The organism is Cellulomonas sp. Leaf395 (assembly GCF_001424125.1).
In the GTDB taxonomy this organism is placed as follows: Bacteria; Actinomycetota; Actinomycetes; order Actinomycetales; family Cellulomonadaceae; genus Cellulomonas.
In genome coordinates, this window is sequence record NZ_LMQI01000004.1 from 245,476 (window position 1) to 272,050 (window position 26,575).

The following is a 26,575-nucleotide window of genomic DNA, read 5'->3' on the forward strand; positions in this document are numbered from 1 at the left end:
GCGTCACACCTGCTGGGCGCGCTGGAGCCGGGCGTAGCGGCCGTCGGCCCTGAGCAGGTCGTCGTGGGTGCCGACCTCGACCACGCGGGCGTCGTCGAGGACGACGATCCGGTCGGCGGAGCGGATCGTCGACAGCCGGTGCGCGACGACGAGAGTGGTGCGGCCCTCCATGAGCCGGGCCAGCGCCTCCTTGACCGCGACCTCGGACTCGGGGTCGAGCGCGGAGGTCGCCTCGTCGAGGAGGAGGATGCGCGGGTCCCGGACGAGCGCGCGGGCGATGGCGATGCGTTGGCGCTGACCGCCGGACAGGCGTGCGCCGCGCTCGCCGACGACGGTGTCCCAGCCGTCGGGGAGGGCGTCGACGATCTCGGCGGCGTTCGCGTCGACGAGGGCCTGGCGGACCCGGGCGTCGGTGGCCCGGGGCATGCCGTAGGCGACGTTGTCGCGGATGGACCCCTCGAACAGCACGGACTCCTGCGGGACGACGGACACGTGCGTGCGGACGGAGCGCAGGTCGAGGTGCGCGGTGTCGACGCCGTCGAGCAGGAGCCGGCCGCCGGTCGGCCGCAGGAAGCCGAGCGCCAGGTTGAGCACGGTCGACTTGCCGGAGCCGGAGGGGCCGACGAACGCGACGGTCTGGCCGGCCTCGATGGTCAGGTCGATGCCGTCCAGGGCGTCGCTGTCAGCATCGGGGTACCGGAAGTGCACGTTCTCGAGGGTGAGCCGACCCTCGACGTGCTCGACGCGGTGCTTGCCGGCGTTCTCCTCGAGGTCCGGCTCCTGCATGACCTCGGCGATGGACCGGATGGACTCCAGCCCCTTGGCGCCGATGGGCAGGAGCATCAGCAGGCCGGTGACGGAGCCGGTGATGAGCGCGAAGTAGGAGCTGAGCAGCACGACCTGGCCGGCGGTGATGGTGAGGATCCCGGTGATCGACACCCAGGCGGCGAGCACCAGGCACAGGACTCCGAGCAGCTGCAGGCTCACCCAGCTGAGGGACGCGAACCGGCCGTTGAGCACGTCGAGCCGGTAGCCGGCGGACCGGACGCCCTCGGCGCCGACGGCGACCCGCTCCTCCGCGGTGGCCTCCAGGCCGTGCGCGCGGGTGATCGGCATGAGCGTGGCCATCTCGCCGACGCGGGCCGAGAAGTGCTCGACCTCCTTGCGGAACGACTCGTTGCGCTCTCGCGAACGGCGGGCCAGCACGAAGCGCAGCAGCACGGCGAGCGGGATGGTCAGCGCGTAGACGGGAAGGAACTCGGGGACTGCCAGGGCGGTCATGACGATCGCGCCGAGCATCACCATCGTCGCGGACAGCAGCGGGTGGGCGATCTGCTGGAGCATCACCTCGACGTTCTCGACGTCGCGGACGACCTTGGTCTGCACGATGGAGGCGCTGACGCGGGAGTGGAAGCCGATCGACAGGCTCTGCAGGCGCGACGTGAGGCCGTTGCGCAGGTCGGCGCCGATCTCCCGGACCGCGCCCATGAACAGCTTGGTCCACTGCACGTGGTTCGGGTAGTTCTGCACGAGCGCGGCGACGGCGATCGCGGCCCACAGCCAGAGCTCGCTGGTCGGGCCGCCGGCGACGACGACGTCGATGACCTTGCCCGTGATCACGGGCATGAGCCAGAGCGGGATGTCCTTCAACGTGAAGAACGCGGCGGCGGCGAGCACCCGGCGCCGGTGCGTCCCCAGGAGGTGGACCACCGAGCGGACGGGGTGCGCTCCGTCGATGTCGATCACAGCGAGGCGGGGGTGGGAACCATCGGTCACGGGTTCCATCGTGACACCGCTGGACGCGGACGGACAGCGCATTCCGGGATGAGATCGCATCGATTCGATCTCGGCCCGCGACGCACACGCCGCCGAGCACGGCGCGCGCGTGGATCGTGGGTTGACGGATGTCCGAGGTCCGTTGCCTTGTGTGGCTTACCGAGGAGGATCTAGGAACGAGCAGACCAGGCCGAGAGGGGCTCTCCGCATGCATGAGGTGTTGTCGCCCACGTCCGCCGAGCGCGACGTCGACCAGGTGCGAGCCACCATCGACCGAATCGCCGTCCGGTTGCGCACCACGCAACCCACGGTCGCAGCGACCGACCAGCCGTCGTCGCTCGTCGACGCGGGGACGCTCGCGAGCCCGATCGCATGACGGTCTTCCGCGATGCCCAAGGCGTGCCGCACGTTCGCGCGACGGACCACCTGGCGCTGGCGCGCGAGCAGGGGCGCGTCACCGCGCGCGACCGCGGCTGGCAGATCGAGGTGGCCCGGTGGCGGGCCGAGGGACGACTGGCCGAGAAGGTCGGGGCGGACGGCGTCGAGTGGGACCGGTTCGTGCGTCGAGCACGCCTGGCGGACACCGCGCAGAAGGCGTGTGCCGCGCTCGGCGACGAGGACCGGGCGTTCGTCGACGCCTACGTCGACGGCGTGAACGAGGCCGCCGCGGGGCATGGACCCCTGCCGGCGGAGCGTGCTGCCCTCGACGCGCGGTTCGGGTCCGTCACGCCCCACGAGCCGTGGCCCGCCTGGATCCCGCTGGGGATCATGCTCGCCAACCACGCGCTGTTCTCGATGTTCCCCCGGCTGCTGTGGAACGAGCACGTCCGGCTGACGCTCGGCGAGGATGCGATCGACCTGTTCAGCTCGGCGGAGACCGCCTCGTCGGGCTCGAACGGGTGGGCGCTGCACGGGTCGAGGACCGCGTCCGGCAGGCCGCTCCTGGCGGGCGACCCGCACCGCATGATCGAGCTGCCCGGGGTGTACCAGCAGGTCAGGCTCGCGTGCGACGAGTTCGACGTGCTCGGCTTCGCGTTCCCCGGGGTGCCGGGCGTGCAGCACTTCGGGCACACCGGGACGGCGGCGTGGGGGATCACCAACGCGATCGCGCACCACGTCGAGGTGTTCCGTGAGCGGCTCGCCGACGACGGGCGCTCGGCGCTCGGCCCGGACGGGTGGGCGCCCGTGTCCCGGCACACGGAGACGATCCGGGTGCGCGGCGGCGCGGACGTCGACGTCGACGTGGTCGAAACCGAGCGCGGTCCGCTGGTCCTCGACGGGATCAGCGTCCGGTTCCCCGCCCGCGTCGCGTCCGACGTCGGGTTCTCGTGCCTGCTCGCCCTGCTCAGGGCCCGCACGGCCGCCGACGTGGTCGACGCCCTGCGGGGGTGGGCGGACCCGGTCAACCGGGTGCTCACGGCCGACGCCGACGGGACGGTGCTCAGCCTCGACGCCGGGCTCGTGGTGACCAGGTCGTCGGCGGACCGCCGCCTGCCGCACGACGGGTGGTCGCCGGCCGCCCGCCCGGCGCCGTGGAACCGGCTGGCGGATCCCACGCACGTCACCGACGTGGCGGTCGACGCCAACGAGCGGCCCACGGACCCCGAGCGGGACCTCGGCCGTGCCTACGTGGCGCCGTACCGGGCCCGACGGATCCGGGAGCTGCTCGACGCGGGCGGCGCGTTCGGGCCCGCGGACATGGCAGCGATCCACGGCGACACCCTGGTGGGCAGCGCCGACGAGCTGCTCGGCTGGGCGCGCCGCGCCGACGCGCTGTCGCCGCCGGCCGCGGCGCTGCGGGACCGGCTGCTCGCCTGGGACCGGCACATGGACGCCGGCAGCGCCGACGCAGGCGTGTTTGCCGCTTGGCGGACCGAGGTCGCGGTGCTGCTCTCCGCGCACCCGGCGCTCGCGCCCCTGCACGCCCCGCACGGGCGCGGTGTCCTGCTCGACCCCTGGCTGGGCGTCGGGCCGCGGGTGGCCGACGGGCTGCCGCGGCTCCTGGGCGCCGCAGCGATCGGGATCGACGGCGTGGCCGTGGCGAGCGAGGCGCTGGAGCGGGTCGCGTCGGCCGGTGACGCATCCGGACTGGCTTCCCCCGTGGACCAGACCTGGGGCGACCGCCATCGCCTGCAGCCCGTCCCGACGTTGCTCGGCTTCCCCGGTCCGGTCGTCGACCCGGTCCCGCTGTCCGGCGACACCGACTGCGTCCGCTGCACCGCGAGCGTCCCCGGCGTGAGCGACGTGTCGTGGCGCGGCTCCGTGGCGCGGTGGGTGTGGGACCTCGACGACCGCCGCCGCAGCCGGTGGGGCGTGCCGTTCGGAGCGTCCGGGGACTCGACGAGCCCGCACGCGACCGACCAGCTGGGGACGTGGTTGGCGGCGGAGACCGTCGAGATCGTCACCGACTGGGACCTGCTCGAGGAGGAGTCCCCGCGAGAGTGACGCCGGCCGCCGACGAGCGGTTCGTCGACGGGCTCGGCGTGATCAGGATCTCCGACCTCGACCCCCGGGGACCGCGAACGCGTCGCCCAGCGGCCCGGGGACGGTCGGCTGCACGTCGACGGTCCCCTGCAGCAGCGCGACGTCCTGCTCGGTGCTGCGCGGGCCGATCACTCGCGCACCCGGTCGAGCAGCAGCAGGGCGATGTCGGTCACTTCGGGCACCCCTACGGTCTGGGACGCGGCGACCCCGTCGCTGAGCATCACCGTGCAGAACGGGCAGGCGGTCGCAACGACGTCGGCCCCCGTGGCGATGGCCTCCTCCGCGCGGGCGGTGCCGATGCGAGTGCCGATCGACTCCTCCATCCACACGCGCGCGCCGCCACCGCCGCAGCAGAACGACTGTTCGCGGTTGCGGGGCATCTCCGCCACCTGGACGCCGGGGAGGGCACCGAGCAGGTCGCGCGGCGGGGAGTAGATCTGGTTGTGCCGGCCCAAGTAGCAGGGGTCGTGGTAGGTCACGGTGCGCTCGTCGGTCGAGGGCAGCAGGGTGAGCCGACCGTCCGCGACCAGGGTGTTGAGCAGCTCGGTGTGGTGCACCACCTCGTACCGGCCGCCCAGCTGCGGGTACTCGCGGGAGATGGTGTTGAAGCAGTGCGCGCAGGTGACGACGATGCGCTGCGCGCCGACCTCGTTGAGCATCTCGACGTTGCCGCCGGCGAGCATCTGGAACAGCAGCTCGTTGCCGGCCCGCCGCGCGGGATCACCGGTGCAGGACTCGCCGTCGCCCAGCACCGCAAAGCTGACGCCGGCCGTGTGCAGCAGCTCCGCGACGGCCTTCGTCGTGCGGATCGCGCGGTCCTCGTAGGCGCCCGCGCAGCCGACCCAGAACAGGTACTCGACCTCGGCGGCCGACTCCACGTCGACCCCGACCACCGGCACGTCGAAGTCCAGCCCCTTCGCCCACGCGAGCCGGTTGCGCGCCGGCAGCCCCCACGGGTTGCCCTGGCGCTCCAGCTTGGTGAACGTGCCGCCCAGCTCCTTGGGGAACGCCGACTCCATGAGCACCTGGTAGCGACGCATGTCGACGATCGCGTCCACGTGCTCGATGTCCACGGGGCACTGCTGCACGCACGCGCCGCACATGGTGCAGGCCCAGAGGGCGTCGGGGTCGATGACGCCGGACCCGAGCAGGTCGATGCCCGAGTGGTCGACGGCGGCCGACAGGACGTCGGCCGGTGCGTCGGACACGGCTCCGGCCCGCAGGTACGGGGCCGTCGCGGCGGCGTGGTCCCGCAGCGCCAGCGTGACGAGCTTGGGGCTCAGCGGCTTGCCCGTCGCCCAGGCCGGGCACTGGTCCTGGCAGCGGCCGCACTCGGTGCACGTGGAGAAGTCGAGCAGGCCCTTCCACGTGAAGTCCTCGATGGCGCCGACCCCGAGGCGGGCGTCGTCGGGAAGGTCCTCGAGCGCCGCGAGGTCGACCGCCGCACCGTTGAGGGTCATCGGCTGGAGGGGCCCGAGAGCAACCCCGCCGCGCGGGTCGCGGCGCGCGTACACGTTGACCACGGCGAGGAACCGGTGCCATGCGACGCCCATGGTGGGCTGCAGGCCGATGACCACGAACCACGACATCGACACGACGATCTTCACGGTCGCGACGACGACGATCGCGTTCCCCAGCGTCGCCGGCGCCACCTGCGCCCACGACGCCCCGAACCAGGCGGTCAGCGGGAAGTGCCACACGTCCCCGGAGGTCAGCGCGTACTCCAGGCCGCGCAGCACGAGCGCGCACAGCACGACCGCCAGGATGGTCGCCTCGACGAAGAACGCCTGTCCCTGGTTCGACCCGAAGAACCGGGAGCCCCGCTCGCGGGAGCCCAGACGGATCCGCAGCGTGATCAGCACCAGGATGCCGATCAGCGACAGCCACGCGATCGCCTCGATCGCCCACTCCAGCGGCGCGAAGTGCCCGATCAGCGGCAGCACGAACGTCGGGTCGACCACCTGCCCGTACCCGGTGACCAGCGTGAGGAACAGCAACGCGAACGACACCATGACGACCCAGTGCGCCACCTTGACCACCGGCCGGTGCTGGAACCGCCCGTGCCCGAGCACCTCGCGGGTCAGCGTCGCCAACCGCGGCCCCACGGGCGTCCACCGCCCACCGACGGATCGCCCGACCCGCACGGTCCGCACGATCTCGCGCGCGCCGCGCGCAAACACCGCGACCCCGACGACGGTCGCGACGACAACGATCACCAGGCACACGACCTGCAGCGCATCCACGGGCGCCACGCTAGCCGCGCCGAGCGCCCCATCCCTCCGAACTCGTCACCCGCAGCCGAACTCGTCTGCTGCAGCAGACGAGCTGGGCCGGGAGGGACGAGTTCGGCTAGGCGTGGCGGGCCCAGGTCGGCGGACCGGTGTGGGAAGAGGTGTGGGAATTCGGTTGGTAGAGTCTTGACCAAATCTTCAGTGCATCGCGGGGGCGCATCTCTCGACCCCTGACGCGTGCCCGCACCTGTGCCTCACACCGAGAACTGACGACCCCCGACCGACCGACCACCCGCCCTACAGGACGGAGCCGGACGTGCTGCTGCTGCTCGCCGTTCACCTGGCCGCAGCCGTCGTCGCGCCCGTTCTGCTCCGATGGATGGGCCGCAAGGCGTTCTGGGTCCTGGCGCTCGCACCCGCCGCTGCCGCCGCGTGGGCACTGAGCTGGACGTCGCGGGTGCAGGCCGGTGACGGGCCGGTCGAGCAGGTCGAGTGGATCCCGGTGCTGGGGCTCGACCTTACGTTCCGCCTGGACACGCTGTCGTGGCTGATGACGCTGATCGTCGGCGGTGTCGGTGCCCTGGTCCTTGTCTACTGCGCGGCGTACTTCAAGTCGAGCGCGGCCGGGCTGGGCCGGTTCGGCGGCGTGTTCGTCGCGTTCTCCGGCGCGATGCTCGGCCTGGTCACCGCCGACGACCTGCTCCTGCTGTTCACGTTCTGGGAGCTGACGACGGTCACGTCGTACGTGCTCATCGGCCACTACGCCGAGCGCAAGGCGAGCCGTCGGGCTGCCATGCAGGCCATCGTCATCACGACCGCGGGCGGGCTGGCGATGCTCGTCGGGCTGGTCCTGCTGGGCGAGGCGGCCGGCACGTACCTGCTGTCCGAGGTCATCGCCGACCCCCCGCAGGGCACCGCCGCCGTCACGGTCGCGATCGTCTGCCTGCTGGCCGGCGCGGTGACGAAGTCCGCCCTCATCCCGTTCCACTTCTGGCTGCCCGCCGCGATGGCGGCACCGACGCCCGTGAGCGCCTACCTGCACGCCGCGGCGATGGTGAAGGCCGGTGTCTACCTGGTCGCCCGGTTCGCTCCGGCGTACTCGACGGACCCCACGTGGGTGTGGATCGTCGCCGTGCTCGGCTGCGGGACCATGCTGCTCGGCGGCTACCGGGCGCTGCGGCAGCACGACCTCAAGCTCATCCTCGCGTTCGGCACCGTCAGTCAGCTGGGCCTGATCGTCCTGCTGGTGGGGCTGGGCACGAAGGCGACCGCGCTCGCGGGCCTGGCGATGCTGGGCGCGCACGCGATGTTCAAGGCGGCGCTGTTCCTCGTCGTCGGCGTCGTGGATGCCGCCACCGGGACCCGTGACCTGCGGCGGCTGTCGGGGGTGGGCCGCGAGCTCAAGCTGACGGCGCTCGCGGGCGCCCTGGCGACGGCGTCGATGATCGGGCTGCCGCCGTTCGCGGGCTACGTGGCCAAGGAGGCGGGCCTCGAGGCGCTCGGGCACCTGGACGACACGACGGCCGGGATGCTCCTGCTGGTCGCGGTCTCCGTCGGCTCGGTGCTCACCGTCGCCTACGGGCTGCGTCTGTGGTGGGGCGCGTTCTCGACCAAGCCGGCCGTGGTCCCCGAAGCGGTGGTCGAGTCCGCGGAGTCGACGGCACCGGGCACCTCGATCCACGAGGCCGCGCACCACGAGGCGGAGCCCGCCGCCATCACGCGCCCGTCGCTGCTGCTGGTGTGGCCGGCGATGATCCTCGCGGTCCTCGGGCTGGCCGTCGCGCTCCTGCCGCAGCTGGGCGAGCACCTGCTGGCGCCGTACGCCGACACCTACCCCGAGGGCGAGCCCGGACACCTGGTCCTGTGGGCCGGGTTCACGCCGACGTTCGTCCTGACGCTCGCCATCCTGCTGACCGGTGCGCTGCTGTTCGTGGTCCGCGACCGCGTCGAGCGCTGGCAGACGGCGGCGTACCACGGGCCGGAGGCGGACCGGGTGTATCGGCGGTTCATGCGGCGGCTCGACGACGTCGCGGCCGACGTCACCGCGGTCACCCAGCGCGGTTCGCTGCCCCTGTACCTCGGCCTGATCCTCGTGGTGTTCGTCGTGGCCGTCGGCGGGACCGCGCTGGCCAGCACGGTCTTCCCGTCGCAGGTCAGGTGGTGGGACACCCCCGCGCAGGTGGTGTTCGCGGCCGGCACGATCGCGTCCGCGCTGCTGGTCACCCGGGCTCGGCGCCGGCTCAAGGCCGTCATCCTGCTGGGCATCGGCGGCTACTCCGTGGCGGGTCTGTACCTGCTGCACGGCGCCCCGGACCTGGCCCTCACCCAGGTGCTGGTGGAGACGGTGACGCTGGTCGTCTTCGTGCTGGTCCTGCGTCGGCTGCCCCCGTACTTCTCCGACCGACCGCTCGCGGCCAGCCGGTGGGTGCGCCTCGCGCTCGGCCTGGCGGTGGGCCTCACCGTCGCCGGCATCGCGCTGGTCGCACCCGGGGCGCGCATGCACCTGCCGGTCTCCAAGGACTTCGCGGAGGAGGCGTACAGCTTCGGGGGCGGCAAGAACATCGTCAACGTGACCTTGGTCGACATCCGCGCGTGGGACACCATGGGCGAGATCTCCGTGCTGCTCGTGGCGGCGACGGGTGTCGCGTCGCTGGTCTTCCTCTCGCGCCGTGCGGGGGCCATCTACCGGGCCGACGAAGCCCGCACCGACCGGGCCGTGTGGGGCGGGGTGGCGGACCCGATGGCCGCGCTCCGGCGCCCGGGCGGCGACCGTGCACAGGTCGACGCCGGGGGGATCGTGGCCGGTCGCGACGAGTCCGCGGTGCCGTCGAGCGCCTCGCGCGGCCGCGAGTGGTTGCAGGCCGGCCGGACGCTCGCGCCGCAGCGGCGGTCGGTGATCTTCGAGGTCGTCGTCCGGCTGCTGTTTCACACGATGATCGTCTACTCGGTCTACCTGCTGTTCAGCGGCCACAACGCACCCGGCGGCGGGTTCGCGGCCGGCCTTGTGACGGGCATCGCGCTCATCGTCCGGTACCTGGCGGGTGGTCGGTACGAGCTGGGCGAGGCGGCCCCCGTGCAGCCGGGTCTTCTGCTCGGGCTCGGGCTGTTCCTGTCGGCCGGCGTCGGGCTGCTCGCGCTGCTGGCGGGTGGCGAGGTCCTGCAGTCCTGGATCATCGACATCCACCTGCCGGTCATCGGGGACATCCACCTGGTGACGTCGCTCTTCTTCGACCTCGGGGTCTACCTGGTGGTCATCGGTCTGGTGCTCGACATCCTGCGCAGCCTCGGGGCGGAGATCGACCGTCGCGCCGAGACGGGCGAGGACCCGGTCGCGGGGGACGCGGTCGGCGGCGACGCCGAGGGTGAGCTGCCCGCCCAGGTGAGCGCGCACGCGGAGCCGGCCGGCTGGGACCGGAGCGCGCCGTGATCGACATGAGCCCGAACATCGTCCTCGTCGTCACCATCGGCGTGCTCTTCGCCACGGGCGTCTACCTGCTGCTGGAGCGCAGCCTGTCGCGGGTGCTCATCGGCGTCATCCTCATCGGCAACGGCGCGAACCTGCTGTTCCTCGTGGCGGGCGGCGCGGCGGGCCGGCCGCCGATCGTCGGCGACGAGCCCGAGGGGCAGATGAGCGACCCGCTGCCGCAGGCCATGGTGCTGACGGCCATCGTCATCACGCTCGGCATGACCGCGTTCCTGCTGGCTCTCGCGTACCGCTCGTGGCAGCTGCACCGGCACGACGAGGTGCAGGACGACGTCGAGGACCGCCGCATCGCGCAGCTCGCCGCCGTCGACGAGCGGGCGGTCACCGACCTGGACACGGAGGTCGCCGCGGGGTCGCTGGACGAGGAAGCGGCGGAAGCGCGCGACGAGACCGATCAGGGTGCACCGAGGCGGGTGGTGCGCCCGTGACCGACTACACCTGGATCGTCCCCCTGCCGGTCGTCATCCCGCTGTCCGCCGCGGGGCTCGCGCTCGCGCTCTACCGCCGGCCGAACGTGCAGCGCCTGGTCACGGTGGTCGCGCTGGCGCTCGTGCTCGTCGCCAGCGTCGCCCTGCTCGTGCTCGCCGATGACGGACCCCTCGTGGTGGACGTCGGTGGCTGGGCGGCGCCGGTCGGCATCGACCTGGTGGCGGACCGGCTCTCGGCGCTCATGCTCACGATCTCCAGCGCGGTCACTCTCTGCGTCCTGCTGTACTCGCTGGCGCAGGGCAACGAGGACGACGAGGAGTCCGCGCCGGTCTCGATCTACCACCCGACGTACCTGGTGCTGACGGCGGGCGTCGCCAATGCGTTCCTGTCGGGCGACCTATTCAACCTCTACGTCGGCTTCGAGATCCTGCTGGCCGCCAGCTACGTGCTCATCACGCTCGGCGGCACGGGCGAGCGGATCCGCGCGGGGACCATCTACATCGTCGTCGCGCTGCTGTCCTCGGTGCTGTTCCTCGTCGCGATCGCGATGATCTACGCGGCCACCGGCACCGTGAACCTGGCGCAGCTGGCCATCCGCCTGCCCGAGATCGACCCGGGTGTCAGCCTCGTCCTGCAGGTGCTGCTCCTGCTCGCGTTCGCCATCAAGGCGGCCGTCTTCCCGCTGTCCGCGTGGCTCCCGGACTCCTACCCGACCGCGCCCGCGCCGGTGACCGCGGTGTTCGCCGGCTTGCTGACCAAGGTCGGCGTGTACGCGATCATCCGCACGCAGACGCTGCTGTTCCCGGACGGGAGGCTGGACGACGCCCTGATGTGGGCGGCGCTGGCGACGATGGTCATCGGGATCCTCGGCGCGGTCGCGCAGGACGACATCAAGCGACTGCTCTCGTTCACGCTGGTCAGCCACATCGGGTTCATGGTGTTCGGCATCGCGCTGGCCACCGACCTCGGGTACACGGCCGCCATCTACTACGTCGCGCACCACATCACCGTGCAGACCGCGCTGTTCCTGGTGGTGGGCCTGGTCGAGCGTGCCGGCGGGTCGACGTCCCTGACCAAGCTGGGCGGCCTCGCCAAGCTGACCCCGGTGCTCGCGATCCTCTTCTTCGTGCCCGCGATGAACCTGGGGGGCATCCCGCCCCTGTCCGGGTTCCTCGGCAAGATCGGGCTGATCGAGGCCGGTGTACAGATGGGCACCCCCCTGGCGTACGTGCTGGTCGTGGGTTCCGTGCTCACCTCGCTCCTCACGCTCTACGCGCTGGTGAAGGCGTGGAACAAGGCGTTCTGGCAGACGCCCGAGGAGCCCCGACCGCCGGTGCGCCTGCCCTTCGGCATGGTCGCCCCGACCGCGGCACTCGTCGCCGTCGGCCTGCTGCTCACCGTCGCGGCCGGCCCGCTGTACGCCTACACCGAGCGCGCGGCCGTCTCCCTGACCGAGCGCACCCCCTACGTGGACGCGGTCCTGCCCGATGGCGAGCGCGGCCAGGGCGTGTCCGACGACGTGGCGGAGGACGAGCAGTGAGCCTGCACCCGCGCCGGCACCGGTGGCGCACCCAGTGGGCGACGGTCGTCTGGCTGACCGTCGTGTGGGTCTTCCTGTGGGGCGACCTGTCCGTCGGGAACGTGCTGGCGGGCCTGCTGATCGCGCTCGCCGTGACCACCGGGCTGCGGATGGCGCCCATCGACTTCCACGGACGGTTCCGGCCGCTGGGCTTCCTGCACCTGCTCGGCCGGTTCGCGGTCGACCTGGTGAAGGCGTCGTTCGAGGTCAGCATCATCGCGATCCGGCCCCGGTACGTGCCGCACGGCGCGGTGATCGGCGTCCAGCTGCGCAGCCACTCGGACCTGTACCTGACCATGACCGCGGAGCTGTCGTCGCTGGTCCCGGGCTCGCTCGTCGTCGAGGCGCACCGGCTCACCGGGATGCTGTACCTGCACGTCCTCGACGTGCGGCAGAGCGGTGGGATCGAGGCGGCGCGGCAGGCGGTGCTGGACCAGGAGGAGCGGGTGCTGCGGGCGTTCGCGTCGGACGAGGAGCTGGCCGCGGCCGGGTTGGGGGTGCGCGCATGACCGCCGTCGTGGTGGTCTGCGGGGTGCTGCTCACGGTCGGCGCGGTGCTGGCCGTCATCCGGGCGGAGAAGGGTCCGTCGATGCTCGACCGGACCATCGCGCTCGACATCGTGGTCACGACGATGATTGCGGCAGTCGCGCTGTACGCCGCGATCGAGCGCCGCACCGACGTCGTCCCGGTCCTCGTGGTGCTGTCGCTGGTCGGGTTCGTCGGGTCGGTGACCATCGCGCGGTTCGCGGCGGTGGAGCCGGAGGGCGAAGGTCGTGTGCGCACCCGGGAGGAGATCGCCGCGGAGGCCGAGCGGATGCGCGCCGAGGACGAGGCCGAGGGCTCGCGCAGGACCGGTCGACGCGAGGGGTACGACGAGCACCACGGCGGCGGCGCGGAGGGGGAGGTCCGGTCATGACCCAGGACCAGTGGACGACCGTCGCCGACGTCGCCTCGGCGGTGTGCCTGCTCGGTGGCGCGTTCCTCGCGTTCGCGGCCGGGGTGGGGGTGCTGCGCTTCCCCGACCTGCTGGCGCGCATGCACGCCGGCACCAAGCCGCAGGTGCTCGGCCTCGCGCTCGTGCTCATCGGTCTGGCGCTGCGGCTGCGGTCCGGCGGTGCGGTGTGGGCGCTGGTGCTCGTGGCGGTGTTCCAGATGCTCACCGCACCCGTGGCGGCGCACATGGTCGGCCGCGCCGGCTACCGGACGGGCAAGGTGCGCAGCGACCTGCTCGTGGTCGACGAGCTCACCCAGGACCAGGAGCGCGCGCAGGTGCGGGACCATGGACGTCCCGACGACGACGGCCCCCGAGACTGAGGGTCGGGAGGAGGACGCGATGACGCGACCGGACGTGGTGGTCGTCGGCTCCGGCCCCAACGGGCTCGCCGCCGCCGTCACCCTCGCGCGCGCGGGCCTCGGCGTGGTGGTCCTGGAGTCGCAGCCGACCGTCGGCGGCGGCGCCCGCACCCTCGACCTCGGCCTGGCCGACGGGATCACGCACGACATCTGCTCCGCGGTGCACCCGATGGCGTGGGCGTCCCCGTTCTTCCGGCAGTTCGACCTGCCGAGCCGCGGGGTCGAGCTCCTGGTGCCCGAGGTCTCCTATGCGCACCCCCTCCCCGGCGGGCGCGCGGGGGTGGCCTACCGGGACCTGGAGCGCACGGTCGAGGCGCTCGGCGTGGACGGTGCGGTGTGGCGGTCGCTGGTCGGCGGCGACCCCCGGGCCGCCGTGCAGGTGGCGCTCGGCGACAAGCGGTCGGTGCCGCTGGTCGACCCGCGGGCCGCACTGCGGTTCGGGCTGGGCATCCTCGAGCAGGGCACCCGCGCGTGGGACCGCCGGTTCGTCGACGTCGTCGCTCCCGCGCTGCTCACCGGCGTCGCCGCGCACGCGATCTCGACGCTCCCGTCGGTGGCCGCCGCGGGCACCTCGCTCCTGCTGGGCACCCTCGCGCACGCCGCCGGGGGCTGGCCGATCCCGCGGGGAGGGTCGGGTGCCATCACCGCCGCCCTGGTCGGGGACCTCGAGGCGCACGGTGGGACGATCCGGACGGACCACCGGGTGCGCAGGCAGGCAGACCTGCCGATCGCGCACTGCTACGTGTTCGACACTACCCCGCGGACGCTCGTCGACGTGCTCGGCCACCGCCTGCCCCCGCGTGCCCGGGCCGCGCTCGACGCCTTCGAGTACGGCGACGCGGCGGCCAAGGTGGACTTCGTGCTCGACGGACCCGTGCCGTGGACGGTGCCTGAGGTGGGACGGGCCGGCACCGTCCACGTGGGTGGCACGCGGGCCGAGATGGCGCGGGCGGAGAACGGCGTCGCCCGCGGCGAGCACGCGGACCTGCCGATGACGCTGGTCAGCGACCCGACCGTGGTGGACGACACCCGCCTGGTGCACGGCCGGCGACCCCTGTGGACCTACGCGCACGTGCCGGCCGGGTCGGACGTGGACGTGACCGAGGCGGTCACCCGGCACATCGAGCGCTACGCCCCGGGCTTCCGGGACGTCGTCGTCACGTCCCGGTGCGTCCCGGCGGCCCGCCTGAGCGACCACAACGAGAACTACGTCGACGGCGACATCTCCGCGGGCCGCGCCAGCATCGGCCAGCTGTTCGCGCGGCCGACCCGACGCCTGGACCCCTACTTCTCGGGTCGCGCCGGGATCTACCTGTGCTCGGCGTCGACGCCGCCCGGACCCGGCGTGCACGGCCTCGGCGGCTGGTACGCGGCGAAGCGGGTGCTGCGCGAGTTCGGGATCATGTCGCCGCCGAGCCTGGCGCCGTAGGACGGCGGGCGGCGCCGCACACCTCGCGCACGCCGCCGCTGCTCCGGGCGGCCGACGTCAGCTCAGCGGGTTCAGGTCCGACCCGTCGTCGACCCGCTTGGTGAACCGCGCGGTGCCACGGGTGGCCAGCACCCGGGACATCGCGACGAGCGCCCCGGTGATCGCCGCGGCGGCGACGACCTCCGCCAGGCCGGCGTTGCCCTGGTCGTCGGCGAGCGGGGGCTTGTGCCCGGTCTTCGCCTTCCACGCCTGCGCGAGCAGCTTCTGGACGACCAGAGCGGCGAGGAAGGCGACGCCCGCGCCGACGATCTTCGCGATGATGGACTGCTTGTGCTTGTCGGTCACGAGGCCCTCCGGGGTGTGATGACGGTCTGCGACGACCGTAGCCCGGCTCGCGGCCCCGCGCTGCACAGTCGCGGCGTAGGATCTGCGGCGAACGACAGGGGAGCGTCGGACCCGCACGGGTCTGGACGCTGAGAGTGCGGACCACCGCAGACCCTCGAACCTGATCCGGTTGGTACCGGCGTAGGGAGTCGGGCTTCTCAGTCCTCACAGACGTGCTCGGGTGACAGCCCGCGCGGTCCGTGTGGACCCCCCTCCTTTCGACCAAGGAGGAGCATCACCCATGGCGAGGATCCACTCGCTCATCACCGTCGCAGCCGTCGTCGCTCTGGCAGGCTGCTCGGCGATCGGGACCGACGACCCGGACCCCAGCGCGTCCGGGGGCACCGTCACGCTGGTCACGCACGACTCGTTCGGGTTGTCCGACGGCCTCCTCGACGCGTTCGAGGAGCGGTCCGGCCTCACGGTCGAGGTCGTCCAGCAGGGCGACGCCGGAACCCTGGTCAACCAGCTCGTGCTCACCAAGGACGCCCCGCTGGGTGACGTGGTGTTCGGCATCGACAACTCGTTCGCCTCGCGCGCGGTCGACGAGGGCGTCGTCGCGCCGACCACGCAGCCGGGTGCGTTCGAGGACGCGCTGGTCCCGATCGACTTCGGCGACGTCTGCATCAACGTCGACCACACGTGGTTCGCGGAGCAGGGCCTGGCCGAGCCGGTCACGCTCGAGGACCTGACGGAGCCGGAGTACAAGGACCTGTTGGTGGTCCCCAACGCGGTGACGTCGTCGCCTGGCCTGTCGTTCCTGCTGGCAACCATCGGTGCGTTCGGCGAGGACGGCTGGCAGGACTACTGGGCTGCGCTGAAGGCGAACGGCCTGAAGGTGGCCGACGGCTGGACCGACGCCTACTATACCGACTTCTCCGGCGGCGGCGCCGACGGTCCGCGGCCGATCGTCCTGTCGTACGCGTCGTCGCCCCCGTACACCGTGCCCGAGGGCGGCACCGAGCCGACGACCGGCGCACTGCTCGACACCTGCTTCCGGCAGACGGAGTACGCGGGCGTGCTCGAGGGCGCGGCCAACCCGACCGGCGCGCAGGAGGTGCTCGAGTTCCTGCTGTCCGACGAGGTCCAGGACGACATCCCGGTGTCGATGTACATGTACCCCGTGAGCCCCTCGGCCACGCTCCCCGAGGAGTGGACCGAGTTCGCACCCCTGGCGACCGACCCGTTCGAGATCTCCCCCGAGGACATCAGCGCGAACCGTGAGGCCTGGCTGGCCGCCTGGTCGGAGACGGTGATCGGCTGACCATGTCCGTCCTGACGCCGACCCGGTCCGACGCACCCACTGCGGTGGGTGCGTCGGGCCGGGCGCGCGTGGCGGTGTTCTGGTCGCTGGCCGTCGCGGTCCCGCTGGTGTTCCTCGGGGTCTTCTTCGTCTGGCCGGTGGCGGTGATGATCGCGAAGGGGTTCGTCGTCGACGGGCACCTGGACCTCGGCGGGTTCGCGGACGTGTTCTCGCGGCCGCGCACCTGGCGGATCGTCGGGCTGACGCTCGCGCAGGCGACGTTGGGGACCGTCCTGAGCGTGCTGCTCGGGGTGCCCGGCGCGTACGTGCTCTACCGGCACTCCTTCCGCGGACGGTCGTTCCTCCGGGCCTTCGTCACCGTGCCATTCGTCCTGCCGACCGTCGTCGTCGGCGTCGCGTTCCGCTCGTTGCTCGTCAGCGGTGGGCCGCTCGGGTTCCTGCACCTGGACGGCACGTTCGCGGCCATCGTCGCGGCGCTCGTGTTCTTCAACTATGCGGTCGTCGTGCGGGCCGTCGGAGGGCTGTGGGAGCGGCTCGACCCGCGGGCGGAGCAGGCGGCGCGGGCGCTCGGCGCGTCGCCGTGGAAGGCGTTCCGGACCGTGACGCTGCCCGCGCTGACCCCCGCGATCGCCTCCGCCGCGTCGCTCGCGTTCCTGTTCTGCGCGACCGCGTTCGGGACCGTCCTGGTGCTCGGCGGCCTGCAGTTCGGCACCATCGAGACCGAGATCTGGGTGCAGACGACGCAGTTCCTCGACCTGCGGGCCGCGGCCGTGCTGTCGGTCGTGCAGCTGGTCGTCGTCGCGGGGACGCTGGTCGTCGCCGGCCGTTCGCGGTCGCGGCGCGAGCAGGCGCTCGGGCTCACCCTCCCGTCCGCCTCCGTCCGTCCGCTGCGGCTGCGCCGGCCCGCCGGCATGCCGCCCGGCGACGGCCACGCCCTCACGCTCGTCGCCACCTCCGTGACCGCGCTCGTCGTCCTCCTGCTCGCGCTGCCCCTGGTCAACCTGGTGGTCCGGTCGCTGCGGACCGGCGACGGCTGGGGACTCGACCACTACACCGCCCTCGGCACCACCGGCGGCGCGCTCACCGTCACCGTCTGGCAGGCCACCCTGAACTCCCTGCGGATCGCGCTCGACGCCACGCTGCTCGCGCTGGTGGTCGGCGGGCTCGTCGCGCTCGTGGTGTCCCGACGACCGCGCCGGGCGGTCGGTCGGCGGGCAGTCGCCGGGCTCGACGCACTGTTCATGCTCCCGCTCGGGGTGTCCGCCGTGACCGTCGGGTTCGGCTTCCTTCTGTCGATGCACCACCCGTTCGGGCTGCCCGTCGACCTGCGGACCAGCCCGCTGCTGGTGCCGATCGCGCAGGCGGTGGTCGCCGTGCCGCTCGTCGTGCGGGTGGTGCTGCCGGTGCTGCGCGCGATCGACCCGCGCCTGCGCGAGGCTGCCGCGACGCTCGGGGCGAGGCCCGGTCGCGTGCTGCGCACCGTGGACCTGTCCATCGCCGCCCGGTCCCTGGGCCTGGCCGTCGGGTTCGCGTTCGCCGCGTCGCTGGGCGAGTTCGGCGCGACGTCGTTCCTCGCCCGCCCCGACCGGCCGACCCTGCCCGTGGTGATCTTCCGGCTCATCGGCCGGCCCGGTCCCGACTCCTACGGCATGGCGCTCGCCGCGTCCGTCGTCCTCGCGGTGCTCACCGCGGGGATCGTCGCGGCCTGCGAACGACTGCGCGCCCCCGGTGCGGGAGGTGAGTGGTGAGCGGTCTGTCCGTCCGTGACGTGGTGGTGAGGTACGGCCTCGCGACCGCCGTCGACGGCGTCTCCCTGGACGTGGCTCCTGGGTCGGTCGTCGCGCTCCTCGGAGCGTCCGGCTGCGGCAAGTCGTCGCTGCTGCGCGCGGTCGCGGGCCTCGAACCCCTGGCCGCGGGCTCGGTATCGTGGGACGGCGTCTCCCTGGCCGGGGTGCCCGTGCACCGGCGCGGGTTCGGGCTGATGTTCCAGGACGGCCAGCTCTTCGCGCACCGCACCGTCGGGCGCAACGTCGCCTACGGCCTGCCGGGACGCTCCGGCGCGCGCGTCGCGGAGCTGCTCGAGCTCGTCGGGCTGTCCGGCTACGAGGACCGTGGCATCGCGACGCTGTCCGGTGGCGAGCGGCAGCGCGTCGCCCTGGCCCGCGCGCTCGCCCCGGGACCCCGGCTCCTGCTGCTCGACGAGCCGTTGTCCGCCCTCGACCGGGCCCTGCGCGAACGCCTCGCCGTCGACCTGCGCGCCGCGCTCGTCGCCACTGGCACCACGGCCGTGTTCGTCACCCACGACCAGGACGAGGCCTTCGCCGTCGCCGACCGCGTCGCCGTCATGGCCGCCGGGCGGCTCCTGCAGGTCGACGCACCGGCCGACCTCTGGGTCCGGCCTGCCTCGCGTGAGGTCGCGTCGTTCCTCGGCTACGAGGCCTTCGTGCCGCTGGACAGCCCCGCCGCGGCGCCCCTGCGCGACGCCCTGCACGTGCCACCGTCCGCGGCGACGCTCGCGCTCGCGGAAGGGGCGTTCGTCGTCGGGCACACCGGGGTCGTCAAGGGCACCGTGCGCGGGGTGTCGTCGCGACGTGGACGGTCCGAGGTCCGTGTCGACGTCGACGGGATCGGCGTGGTCACCGCGCTCGGACCTGTCGGCGGCCGGTGGTCCCTCGGGGACGTCGTCGAGCTCGGTGTGGAGCCGGACGCGCTCGCGGTCCTCGACGCCTGATCGCGGTCTGATCGCGGTCAGAGCCCGGTCGGGCTACGGTCGGAAGCATCCGGTCGGGCAGGTGTGAGCACCGAGGTGATGGCGATGACGCTGGAGCTCCGTGAGGTCGTGTCGGTCGATGTCCCGGCGCCGCTGTCGAAGGTCTGGGCATTCCTGCGAGATCCCGCGCTCGTGCGCCGCTGGTACGGCTGGGACCACGACGGTCTGGACGCCGAATGCCGCAGGTTCGTCGACACGGCGGTCGAGACCCAGGACGTCGTCGGCGACGCGACCATCCACACCCTGAGCTGGCCGCACCACGACAAGCTCACCCTGCGGTCCGCCGCGCACGAGCCGCACCGCACCCACCTGACCGTCACGCGCCGCAGCCACGAGGGCATGGCCACGTTCGACGGGGTGCGCGACGAGGTCGACGAGCACTGGATCGCGTCCGTCCACCAGCTGCAGTTCGCGGTGTCGGTCCACCCGGAGCAGGACCGGCGGACCCTGACGATGTTCGGGCTGCCGTCCGGGGACAGGCACGACCGGCTGCTCGACCGCGCGGGACTCGTCGGCATCCGCGGGGTACCGATCGGGGGGCACGTCCAGGCGCGTCGGCCCGACGGGACCCTGCTCGGCGGGACGCTCGTCTACGAGACGCCGCTGCAGCTCGGGCTGCGGCTGCACGGGATCTCCGAGATGTTCCTCGTCCTGCAGGAGACCCCCGCGGCGCACACGCCCCCGCACGGCACGGTCGACGCGATCCTGTCCACGTACGGGCTCGACGACAAGACGTTCGGGGAGGTCCACGAGCGCTGGTCGCGCTGGTGGCAGATGGCGATCCCGCGGGGGTCGTCGCGCGTCAGCTCAGCTTGAGCTGCCACTCCCCGGAGCCGCCGGCCGGCCGGAACCCCAGCGCCACGTTGATGGCGAGCATGTAGGAGTTCTCCTCGGCGTTCCACGTGCCCACGCGCCGGACCGTCGGTCGCTCCGCGGCGAGCCGCTGCAGGTTCGCCGTCTTGACCAGCATGCCGAGGCGCCTGCCGCGGTGCTCCTTGATCACGAGCGTGTCGTCCTGGTGCACGAACTCGTCCGAGTTGGGGACCGCCATAAAGCAGGTGAACGCGGCGAGCGTGTGCGTCGGGACGTGCTCGGCGGCCAGCACCAACAGCTCGAGCTCCCGCTCCTGGTACTGCCGCTCCGTGACCCGGATCCGCTCCGCGTCCCAGACGTCCTCCTCGAGGTCGAGGCCACCGAGGGGCGCGTCGGTGCTCATCCGGGTGTTCAGCAGCGCGTACTCGTCGACCCATTCCTCTGGCGCGTGGCTGAGCCAGGAGACCAGGCGGTAGTCGGGCCCAGCGTGGGCCTCCGCCTCCGCACGGTGCTTCGCCATGAGGTCCGCGTCGAAGGGCAGGTCGAACACGGAGTAGCGCTCCACCTGCTCGAGCGCGAAGCCGCGCTTCAGCAGGAACCGCGGACCGTCGTCGTCGGCCAGCACGCGGCCGACGCCGGTCGTCGCCGCGAGGGTTCCGGGACCTGCGGGTGGCTCGACCCGCTGGTCGCTGGACGCCAGGACGTGCGTCCGGCCGGTGTCGCGGACCAGGGTGAGGACGGCGTCGTAGAGCGCCGCCCCGACTCCCTGCCGGCGGTGCGCCGGCCGGACGCCGATCTCCGCGCCGGCCGTGTGCGTGTTGTCCTGCAGCGGGAGGTTCACCATCGCGTAGCCGAGGACGCGGTCCGGGTCCGGGGTGTCGCGCTCGTCGTCGGCCACGGCGACCAGGCGCGGCTTGCGGATGTACCGCTGGTCGCGCATCGCGCCCAGGATCTCCGTGGCCGTGCGCTCGAAGTCGCGGTTTCCCCACGTGTCGAGCAGCACGTCGTTCATCGCGTCGGCGTAGCCGTGCAGGAGCCACGCTCCCTCGGGCGTCTCGGAGACCGGCACCTCACGGATCGACCACGTCGTCATGACGTCCACGATCCGCCCGTCGACCTTCTGTGGCGAGATCTTTTCGGGGCCGTCGATAGTCTCGCCGGATGGTGTGGTTGGAGATCGTCGGCTGGGTCGGTTCGCTTCTGGTCATCGTCTCGCTCACGCAGGCGCGGGTGCTGCGCTTCCGGGTGCTGAACCTCGCCGGAGCGGTGTTCGCGACGGCGTACAACGCGATCGTCGGCATCTGGCCGTTCGCGGTCATGAACGGGGTCATCGCGATCATCGACGTGTACTGGTTGTTCCGGCTGCATCGCGAGCGGCACGACGAGCAGGTCTACGGCGTCCTCGAAGTCCGGGCCGACGACGCCGTCCTGCGCCACCTGCTCGACGCGCACGCCCGCGACATCGCCCGGTTCCACCCCGCGTTCGCCGCGACCGACCGCACTGACCCCGTCGCGTCTGCCGCGTTCGTCGTCGTGCGCGGCGACGAGCTGGTCGGCGCGGTCGTCGTCCGGTCCGCCGGTGACGGGGTCGGTCGGGTGGACCTCGACTACGTGACACCGCGGTACCGGGACTTCACGCCCGGCGAGTTCGTGTACCGGGACAGCGGGGTGTTCGCCGCGCACGGGTTCCGTCGGCTGGTGGTCGGCGGGTCGCCCGCCCCCGAGGCACGCGCTTACCTCGAGCGGGTGGGGTTCCGGTCGACTGCCGACGGCTGGGAGCGCGAGGTGGCTGCGGTGGCCTGACGGCACCTGCCCCTGCCGCGGCGTGCCCGGCGTTCACTCAGCGCGCGCAGTGGTTAGAGTGAGTTCGGACGACCGAACTTTGGGACGAGGTGACCCATGACCAGCAGCGCGACGGACGACGCCGTCCAGGTCGCCACCCCGCGGCGTCGTCGTGCCCCCCTGCTGCTCGGCCCTGCGTTCGTCGCGGCCATCGCCTACGTCGACCCGGGGAACGTCGCCGCCAACCTCACGGCCGGCGCGCGGTACGGCTACCTGCTGCTGTGGGTGCTGGTCGTGGCGAACGCGATGGCCGTGCTCGTCCAGTACCAGTCCGCGAAGCTCGGCCTGGTCACGGGCGACTCGCTGCCCGGGGTGCTCGGGCAGCGGATGCGTCGCACCCCGCGGCTGGCGTTCTGGGTGCAGGCCGAGGTGGTCGCGGCGGCCACCGACATCGCCGAGGTCGTCGGCGGCGCCATCGCCCTCCAGCTGCTCTTCGGCGTCCCGCTGCCGCTCGGTGGGCTGATCGTCGGCGTCGTGTCCCTGCTCCTGCTGGCCACGCAGAACCGGTACGGGCAGCGGCGGTTCGAGCACGTCATCATCGCCCTGCTCGCCGTCATCACCGTCGGGTTCCTGGCCGGCCTGTTCGTCGCGCCGCCCGACGCCCGCGGGGTCCTGTCCGGTCTGGTCCCGCGGTTCGACGGCACCGACTCGGTCCTGCTCGCGGCGTCGATGCTGGGCGCCACCGTGATGCCCCACGCCATCTACGTGCACTCGGCCCTGGCCCGCGACCGGCACGGACTGACCACCGGCGCGACGCTCACGGGGATGCTGCGGTCGACCCGCTGGGACGTCGGCATCGCGCTGGCTGTCGCCGGCGCCGTCAACATCGGCCTCCTCCTGCTCGCCGCCTCGGGCCTGCGCGGCGTCCCCGGCACCGACTCGATCCCCGGCGCCTACGACGCCATCGCCGCCGCGCTGGGCGTCGGAATCGCGATCGCGTTCGCCATCGGCCTGCTCGCGTCGGGTCTGGCGTCCACCTCCGTCGGCGCCTACGCCGGCGCGACGATCATGGAAGGGCTGATCCACAAGCGCATCCCCCTGCTGGTCCGCCGCGTCGTCACCCTGATCCCGGCGATCGTCCTCCTGGCCGTCGGTGCCGACGCCACCTGGACCCTGGTCCTCTCGCAGGTGGTCCTCAGCTTCGGCATCCCGTTCGCGGTCATCCCCCTGGTCGCCCTGACGCGCAGCCGCACGGTCATGGGCTCCCACCGCAACGGCCCCTGGCTCCACGCCACCCTGCTCCTGGTGGTGACGCTGGTGGTCGCGCTGAACGTCACCCTCCTGATCCTGCTGCTCCTGAGCTGACGCCACCGCCCGCCCACCGCCCGCCCAGCCCGCCCACGCGCGCGGCGACGACATCGTGAGTTTCCGACGACATCGTCAACTGCAACTCACGACCTGGTCGGAAACTCACGACCTCGTCTCATGGGCGGTTCGTAGCTCGCGACGTGGTCGGAGTCGGGTCGTCGGTGGTGCGTACTGCAGGAGGCGGCGTGTCAGGGCGTCGGTGGTCAGATCCTCCTTCGTAACGCGCAGGATGCGATGACCCGTCTCCAGCACGGCGTCGTGCCGGCGCTTCTCCTGCATGAACCGCTCGGCCTCACTGCCCGCGTACTTGGCACGCCCGTCGTACTCCAGCAGCAGTCGCCACTCCGGCCAGCCCAGATCCGCCCAGAACGTGCCGATCCTCGTCTCGACCGCGACCTGCGTGCTCGGGATCGGCAGGCCGTCCCTCAGGACGATGAAGCGCGCGGCGGACTCGCCCGGGGACTCGGCGCCATCGTCGGCGAGCGACAGGATCGCGCGAGCCCGGGCGGATCCGGGGCGACCAGCGCGTCCTGCGAGCAGGTCCTCCAACGCACCTCGGTCAGCGCCGATGCGCAGGGCAGCGTCGGCGATCACGAGCCCTCGCATGGGCGGGACGGTTGCGACGCAGTCGAGGACCGTCCGTTCGAGCGACGTGACTGGCAGGCCGAGGACGACCCTCCGCTGATCCGGGTCCGGGATGCCGACGTGCCGGGTGATCAGCGGGTCCGCACCCGAACCTGGGCGGTGGACTTGCCGGAGGTGAGTCGTATCCGGTGTTCGCCACAGCGGCAGCCCCCAGATCAGCGCAGCGGACTCATGGCTGAACCAGTGCTCGGCCTGCACGCGCTGATGGATGCCGACGATGCGCGCGAGCGCCACTCTCCGACGACGATCGATGCCCGCTGTCGGTGAGTCGGGGAGGTAGACACCACGACCCACCCGCTCCCACCGGCCAGACTTGTGCAGTCCGCGGACGACCTCGTCCGGGTGGTCACGAGCGAGTCGCACCGCCGGAAGCGACGGACGCGACGGAGCGGTGCGGTCACTGGGTCGCCTCGACATGAGACGACGGTGCCGCCAGATGGCCGCCACCCACAGCCCGCCCGGTTGTCTGTGCACGACTGCTCATCCGCCGAGCCTGTGGACGGGTCGAGCGGCAGGCCGCGAGATCGTCAGTCTCCGACGGCATCGTCAGTCGCAACTCACGAGGTCGTCGGAAACTGACGAACACGTGGCTGCCGGGGGTAGGGGTCGGTGAGGGCGGCCAGGCGGGTTTCCAGATGGGTGCGTTCGGTCGGGTTCGTGACCAGGGACAGGGCTGCGCGATACGCCGCCGCGGCGGCGGTCGGGTGGCCGGCGCGGCGGAGGAGCTCGGCGCGGACGGCGGGGACCCGGTGGTGGCGCGGGAGGGCGTCGTCGAGGCCGTCGAGCAGCTGCAGGCCCGCCTCCGGGCCCGATGCCTCGGCCACGGCCACCGCCCGGGCCAGCCGCACGACCGGTGAGCCGGTGAGGGTCTCGAGCTGGGCGTACAGGTCGGCGATGGTCGACCAGCGGGTGTCCGCGGCGGTCGGCGCGGTCGCGTGCTCGGCCGCGATCAGTGCCTGCAGCCGGTACTCGGTCGCGAGCCGACCCTGGTGGCCCGACGGACCCGGCGTAGCCAGAGGTGGTCTCGTCGGGTCGGTTCCCGACGGACCTGGCGGGGTGGCCAGACGTGGTCCGGTCGGGCCGGTTGTCGACGGACTCGGCGGGGCGGCCCGGGGTGATCTGGTCGGGCCGGTTGTCGGCGGACCCGGCGGGGTAGCCAGAGGTGGTCGCGTCGGGCCGGTCGACGTGGGATCGGTGGGCGTCGTGGAGCCGGGCGACGTCGTCGAACGCGCGCCGTCGGGCGGTGTGGGGGTGCCTGGCGCGAGCGACTCCAGCAGGGCCACGCCCTCCGCGATCTCGTCGTGGTGCCAGCGGGAGCGGTCCTGGTCCGGGAGGAGGATCAGCGCGCCGGAGGGGTCCAGCCGGGTGTCGCGGCGGGAGTGCTGCAGGAGCAGCAGGGCAAGCAGGGAGCGGACGACGGCGCGGCCGGGCAGCAACGCGTCGAGGACGCGCAGGAGCCGGATGGCCTCGTCGCCGAGGTCGACACGCAGGGCGACGTCCCCGACGCCGGGGTGGTAGCCGGAGGTGAAGGCGAGGTAGACGACCGTCGCGACGACGTCCAGGCGTTCGTCCAGCCGCTCCGCAGCGGGGGTCGCGAAGGGGATGCCGGACGATGCGAGCCGTTTCTTGGCGCGGGTCAGCCGGGCGGCCATGGTCGACTCCTGGACGAGCAGGAGCCGGCCGATCTCGGTGGTGGTGAGGCCGACGACGAACCGCAGGGTCAGGGCGACACGGTCGTCGGGCGCGATCGCGGGGTGGCAGCAGGCGAAGATCAGTCGGAGCTGCTCGTCGGCCACGTGGGCGCCGGGGTCGACGACGGCCGCGGCGGCGGCACGCATCTCGTCGTCGACGACCATCAGGGGTTCCTTCTTCCGTTGGACCGCTTCCGAGCGGAGGCGGTCGAGCACGCGCCGGCGCGCGGCTGTGAGCAGCCACGCGCCGGTGTTCGTCGGGACGCCGTCGACGGGCCAGTGGCGCGCGGCGGACTCGAAGGCGTCGGAGACGGCGTCCTCGGCCAGGTCGGGGCGCGCGAACTGGCCGATGAGCAAGCCGATCAGGCGGGACCAGTGGGCCTGCCAGGCGTCGGCGAGGGCGTCGTCGGATGGGGTCACGCGACGGGCCGCACCTCGAACGTGCCCGACGCGGGCAGCTGGTCGAGGACCACGTCGAGGTCCGTCGCGTCGAGCACCTGGATGCCGGTCAGCTCCGACGCGGGCCCGTCGAACGTCCCGTCCCGCAGGGCGCGGTCCTGCACCGACGTCGCCGTGTCCACGGAACCCAGTGTGATGCCGGCGGGCAGCACGGCCGGCCCGAACGCGAGGACGACGAACCTCACGGCGCCGTCAGCGCGTGGTCGCCGTCGACGGGGACTCCGTCGACGAACCGCACGGTGGGTCGGATCTCGACGGACTCGCCGTTGAGCGCGAGCGCGGACACCGCCTCGGTCAGCGCGTCCAGCGACGTGCGGGCGACCAGGTAGAACCCGCCCACCTGCTCGGCGGTCTCGGCGTAGGGGCCGTCGGTGACGACCACCCCGGCGCGCCCGTCGGACCGCAGCGACCGCGCCCGGGCGGCTGCTCCGAGGGCCCGGGTGGCGACGATCTCCCACCCCTGGTCGGCGCAGTACTGCTGGAACGCGCTGTGGGCGGCCCAGGCGCGATCGCGCTCCTCGGTGGTGAGTGCTTCGTCGCGGGCGTCGTCGCGGTAGAGCACCACGGTGAACTCGGCCATGTCAGCTCCTGCTGGTCGGAGGACGCCTGGTGCGTCCCGCTGCCCCGATGACGG

General features: G+C 72.7%; 24 protein-coding genes and 1 riboswitch. Of the genes, 15 read left to right on the forward strand and 9 right to left on the reverse strand.

From position 1 onward, the window contains the following. Positions 1 to 3: 3 nt before the first annotated feature. A complete protein-coding gene (locus ASG23_RS12500) occupies positions 4 to 1,776 on the reverse strand; it encodes an ABC transporter ATP-binding protein (RefSeq protein ID WP_235521070.1) in 1,773 nt (590 codons plus the stop codon). Between the two features lie 208 nt (positions 1,777 to 1,984). Here ASG23_RS12500 and ASG23_RS19920 point away from each other — a divergent pair, with 208 nt between their 5' ends. Continuing rightward, a complete protein-coding gene (locus ASG23_RS19920) occupies positions 1,985 to 2,152 on the forward strand; it encodes a hypothetical protein (protein WP_157465644.1) in 168 nt (55 codons plus the stop codon). Continuing rightward, positions 2,149 to 4,221, forward strand: coding sequence for a penicillin acylase family protein (locus ASG23_RS12505; protein ID WP_056025320.1), 2,073 nt, complete (start codon positions 2,149 to 2,151; stop codon positions 4,219 to 4,221). Before ASG23_RS19920 ends, ASG23_RS12505 begins: the two co-directional genes overlap by 4 nt. A 42-nt stretch (positions 4,222 to 4,263) precedes the next feature. Here the strand turns inward: ASG23_RS12505 and ASG23_RS20710 are convergent, their stop codons facing one another. Next, the gene (locus tag ASG23_RS20710; RefSeq protein WP_268760893.1) at positions 4,264 to 4,392 is read right to left on the reverse strand and encodes a hypothetical protein; all 129 of its coding nucleotides are present in this window, start codon (positions 4,390 to 4,392) and stop codon (positions 4,264 to 4,266) included. After that, on the reverse strand, positions 4,389 to 6,503 hold the full coding sequence (locus ASG23_RS12510) for a (Fe-S)-binding protein (RefSeq protein WP_056026261.1): 2,115 nt from the start codon (positions 6,501 to 6,503) through the stop codon (positions 4,389 to 4,391). Before ASG23_RS12510 ends, ASG23_RS20710 begins: the two co-directional genes overlap by 4 nt. 304 nt (positions 6,504 to 6,807) lie before the next feature. On the opposite strand from ASG23_RS12510, the gene ASG23_RS12515 reads away from it, so the two are divergent. The 7 genes from ASG23_RS12515 to ASG23_RS12545 are packed head-to-tail and all read left to right on the forward strand — an operon-like array spanning position 6,808 to position 14,765. Then, on the forward strand, positions 6,808 to 9,918 hold the full coding sequence (locus ASG23_RS12515; RefSeq protein ID WP_082516149.1) for a Na+/H+ antiporter subunit A: 3,111 nt from the start codon (positions 6,808 to 6,810) through the stop codon (positions 9,916 to 9,918). Positions 9,919 to 9,923: 5 nt separating this feature from the next. After that, positions 9,924 to 10,403 (forward strand): Na(+)/H(+) antiporter subunit C, encoded by a 480-nt coding sequence (locus tag ASG23_RS12520; protein WP_056026263.1) that lies wholly within the window; start codon positions 9,924 to 9,926, stop codon positions 10,401 to 10,403. Beyond that, positions 10,400 to 11,944, forward strand: a complete 1,545-nt coding sequence (locus ASG23_RS12525; protein WP_056025323.1) for a Na+/H+ antiporter subunit D — start codon at positions 10,400 to 10,402, stop codon at positions 11,942 to 11,944. The genes ASG23_RS12520 and ASG23_RS12525 overlap by 4 nt, the downstream gene beginning before the upstream one ends. Next, on the forward strand, positions 11,941 to 12,492 hold the full coding sequence (locus tag ASG23_RS12530; RefSeq protein WP_056025326.1) for a Na+/H+ antiporter subunit E: 552 nt from the start codon (positions 11,941 to 11,943) through the stop codon (positions 12,490 to 12,492). Before ASG23_RS12525 ends, ASG23_RS12530 begins: the two co-directional genes overlap by 4 nt. Then, complete coding sequence (locus tag ASG23_RS12535) at positions 12,489 to 12,899, forward strand: monovalent cation/H+ antiporter complex subunit F (RefSeq protein ID WP_056025329.1); 411 nt, start codon at positions 12,489 to 12,491, stop codon at positions 12,897 to 12,899. The genes ASG23_RS12530 and ASG23_RS12535 overlap by 4 nt, the downstream gene beginning before the upstream one ends. Then, positions 12,896 to 13,297, forward strand: coding sequence for a monovalent cation/H(+) antiporter subunit G (gene mnhG / locus ASG23_RS12540; protein ID WP_056025332.1), 402 nt, complete (start codon positions 12,896 to 12,898; stop codon positions 13,295 to 13,297). Before ASG23_RS12535 ends, mnhG begins: the two co-directional genes overlap by 4 nt. A 19-nt stretch (positions 13,298 to 13,316) precedes the next feature. Beyond that, positions 13,317 to 14,765 (forward strand): phytoene desaturase family protein, encoded by a 1,449-nt coding sequence (locus ASG23_RS12545; protein WP_056026265.1) that lies wholly within the window; start codon positions 13,317 to 13,319, stop codon positions 14,763 to 14,765. Positions 14,766 to 14,822: 57 nt separating this feature from the next. Here ASG23_RS12545 and ASG23_RS12550 read toward each other — a convergent pair whose 3' ends face one another. Next, positions 14,823 to 15,110, reverse strand: a complete 288-nt coding sequence (locus tag ASG23_RS12550) for a DUF4235 domain-containing protein (RefSeq protein ID WP_056025335.1) — start codon at positions 15,108 to 15,110, stop codon at positions 14,823 to 14,825. Positions 15,111 to 15,196: 86 nt separating this feature from the next. Then, positions 15,197 to 15,314: riboswitch (TPP riboswitch) on the forward strand. 76 nt (positions 15,315 to 15,390) lie between these two features. Between ASG23_RS12550 and ASG23_RS12555 the strand changes: the two genes are divergently transcribed. The 4 genes from ASG23_RS12555 to ASG23_RS12570 all read left to right on the forward strand — a co-directional run bounded on the left by ASG23_RS12555 (position 15,391) and on the right by ASG23_RS12570 (position 19,999). Next, positions 15,391 to 16,413 carry a thiamine ABC transporter substrate-binding protein gene (locus ASG23_RS12555; protein WP_056025338.1) on the forward strand — a complete coding sequence of 341 codons (1,023 nt, stop codon included), beginning with the start codon at positions 15,391 to 15,393 and terminating at the stop codon, positions 16,411 to 16,413. Positions 16,414 to 16,415: 2 nt separating this feature from the next. Beyond that, positions 16,416 to 18,161 carry an ABC transporter permease gene (locus ASG23_RS12560; protein ID WP_056025341.1) on the forward strand — a complete coding sequence of 582 codons (1,746 nt, stop codon included), beginning with the start codon at positions 16,416 to 16,418 and terminating at the stop codon, positions 18,159 to 18,161. Then, the gene (locus tag ASG23_RS12565) at positions 18,158 to 19,144 is read left to right on the forward strand and encodes an ABC transporter ATP-binding protein (protein ID WP_056026267.1); all 987 of its coding nucleotides are present in this window, start codon (positions 18,158 to 18,160) and stop codon (positions 19,142 to 19,144) included. Before ASG23_RS12560 ends, ASG23_RS12565 begins: the two co-directional genes overlap by 4 nt. An 84-nt stretch (positions 19,145 to 19,228) precedes the next feature. After that, on the forward strand, positions 19,229 to 19,999 hold the full coding sequence (locus tag ASG23_RS12570) for an SRPBCC family protein (RefSeq protein WP_056026270.1): 771 nt from the start codon (positions 19,229 to 19,231) through the stop codon (positions 19,997 to 19,999). Here the strand turns inward: ASG23_RS12570 and ASG23_RS12575 are convergent. Beyond that, entirely contained in the window at positions 19,986 to 21,089 is a 1,104-nt protein-coding gene (locus ASG23_RS12575; protein ID WP_056026272.1) for a GNAT family N-acetyltransferase, read from the reverse strand. The two genes, ASG23_RS12570 and ASG23_RS12575, sit on opposite strands and share 14 nt — an antisense overlap. A 68-nt stretch (positions 21,090 to 21,157) precedes the next feature. Between ASG23_RS12575 and ASG23_RS12580 the strand changes: the two genes are divergently transcribed. Both ASG23_RS12580 and ASG23_RS12585 read left to right on the forward strand, forming a co-directional pair. Beyond that, positions 21,158 to 21,799 (forward strand): YgjV family protein, encoded by a 642-nt coding sequence (locus ASG23_RS12580; RefSeq protein WP_056025344.1) that lies wholly within the window; start codon positions 21,158 to 21,160, stop codon positions 21,797 to 21,799. A gap of 96 nt (positions 21,800 to 21,895) precedes the next feature. Then, a complete protein-coding gene (locus ASG23_RS12585; RefSeq protein ID WP_056025347.1) occupies positions 21,896 to 23,143 on the forward strand; it encodes an Nramp family divalent metal transporter in 1,248 nt (415 codons plus the stop codon). A 105-nt stretch (positions 23,144 to 23,248) separates the two neighbouring features. Here ASG23_RS12585 and ASG23_RS19925 read toward each other — a convergent pair whose 3' ends face one another. From ASG23_RS19925 to ASG23_RS12605, 4 genes are all read right to left on the reverse strand, one after another. Further along, on the reverse strand, positions 23,249 to 23,752 hold the full coding sequence (locus ASG23_RS19925) for a hypothetical protein (RefSeq protein ID WP_157465646.1): 504 nt from the start codon (positions 23,750 to 23,752) through the stop codon (positions 23,249 to 23,251). Between the two features lie 596 nt (positions 23,753 to 24,348). After that, a complete protein-coding gene (locus ASG23_RS20555; protein ID WP_235521072.1) occupies positions 24,349 to 25,902 on the reverse strand; it encodes an RNA polymerase sigma factor in 1,554 nt (517 codons plus the stop codon). After that, positions 25,899 to 26,126: a hypothetical protein gene (locus ASG23_RS12600; protein WP_056025353.1), complete on the reverse strand. Its 228-nt coding sequence runs from the start codon at positions 26,124 to 26,126 to the stop codon at positions 25,899 to 25,901. Before ASG23_RS12600 ends, ASG23_RS20555 begins: the two co-directional genes overlap by 4 nt. Then, positions 26,123 to 26,521, reverse strand: a complete 399-nt coding sequence (locus ASG23_RS12605) for a YciI family protein (RefSeq protein ID WP_056025356.1) — start codon at positions 26,519 to 26,521, stop codon at positions 26,123 to 26,125. The genes ASG23_RS12600 and ASG23_RS12605 overlap by 4 nt, the downstream gene beginning before the upstream one ends. Between the last annotated feature and the right edge of the window lie 54 nt (positions 26,522 to 26,575).

What these genes read in the sequence shown, in the direction of transcription:
- ASG23_RS12585 (WP_056025347.1), top strand. Translation starts at nt 21,896, where the DNA reads ATGACCAGCAGCGCGACGGACGACGCCGTCCAGGTCGCCACCCCGCGG.
- ASG23_RS19920 (WP_157465644.1), top strand. Translation starts at nt 1,985, where the DNA reads ATGCATGAGGTGTTGTCGCCCACGTCCGCCGAGCGCGACGTCGACCAG.
- ASG23_RS12535 (WP_056025329.1), top strand. Translation starts at nt 12,489, where the DNA reads ATGACCGCCGTCGTGGTGGTCTGCGGGGTGCTGCTCACGGTCGGCGCG.
- ASG23_RS19925 (WP_157465646.1), bottom strand. Translation starts at nt 23,752, where the DNA reads ATGCGAGGGCTCGTGATCGCCGACGCTGCCCTGCGCATCGGCGCTGAC.
- ASG23_RS12575 (WP_056026272.1), bottom strand. Translation starts at nt 21,089, where the DNA reads ATGACGACGTGGTCGATCCGTGAGGTGCCGGTCTCCGAGACGCCCGAG.
- ASG23_RS12505 (WP_056025320.1), top strand. Translation starts at nt 2,149, where the DNA reads ATGACGGTCTTCCGCGATGCCCAAGGCGTGCCGCACGTTCGCGCGACG.
- ASG23_RS12570 (WP_056026270.1), top strand. Translation starts at nt 19,229, where the DNA reads ATGACGCTGGAGCTCCGTGAGGTCGTGTCGGTCGATGTCCCGGCGCCG.
- ASG23_RS12555 (WP_056025338.1), top strand. Translation starts at nt 15,391, where the DNA reads ATGGCGAGGATCCACTCGCTCATCACCGTCGCAGCCGTCGTCGCTCTG.
- ASG23_RS12520 (WP_056026263.1), top strand. Translation starts at nt 9,924, where the DNA reads ATGAGCCCGAACATCGTCCTCGTCGTCACCATCGGCGTGCTCTTCGCC.
- ASG23_RS12580 (WP_056025344.1), top strand. Translation starts at nt 21,158, where the DNA reads ATGGTGTGGTTGGAGATCGTCGGCTGGGTCGGTTCGCTTCTGGTCATC.
- mnhG (WP_056025332.1), top strand. Translation starts at nt 12,896, where the DNA reads ATGACCCAGGACCAGTGGACGACCGTCGCCGACGTCGCCTCGGCGGTG.
- ASG23_RS12605 (WP_056025356.1), bottom strand. Translation starts at nt 26,521, where the DNA reads ATGGCCGAGTTCACCGTGGTGCTCTACCGCGACGACGCCCGCGACGAA.
- ASG23_RS12545 (WP_056026265.1), top strand. Translation starts at nt 13,317, where the DNA reads ATGACGCGACCGGACGTGGTGGTCGTCGGCTCCGGCCCCAACGGGCTC.
- ASG23_RS12560 (WP_056025341.1), top strand. Translation starts at nt 16,416, where the DNA reads ATGTCCGTCCTGACGCCGACCCGGTCCGACGCACCCACTGCGGTGGGT.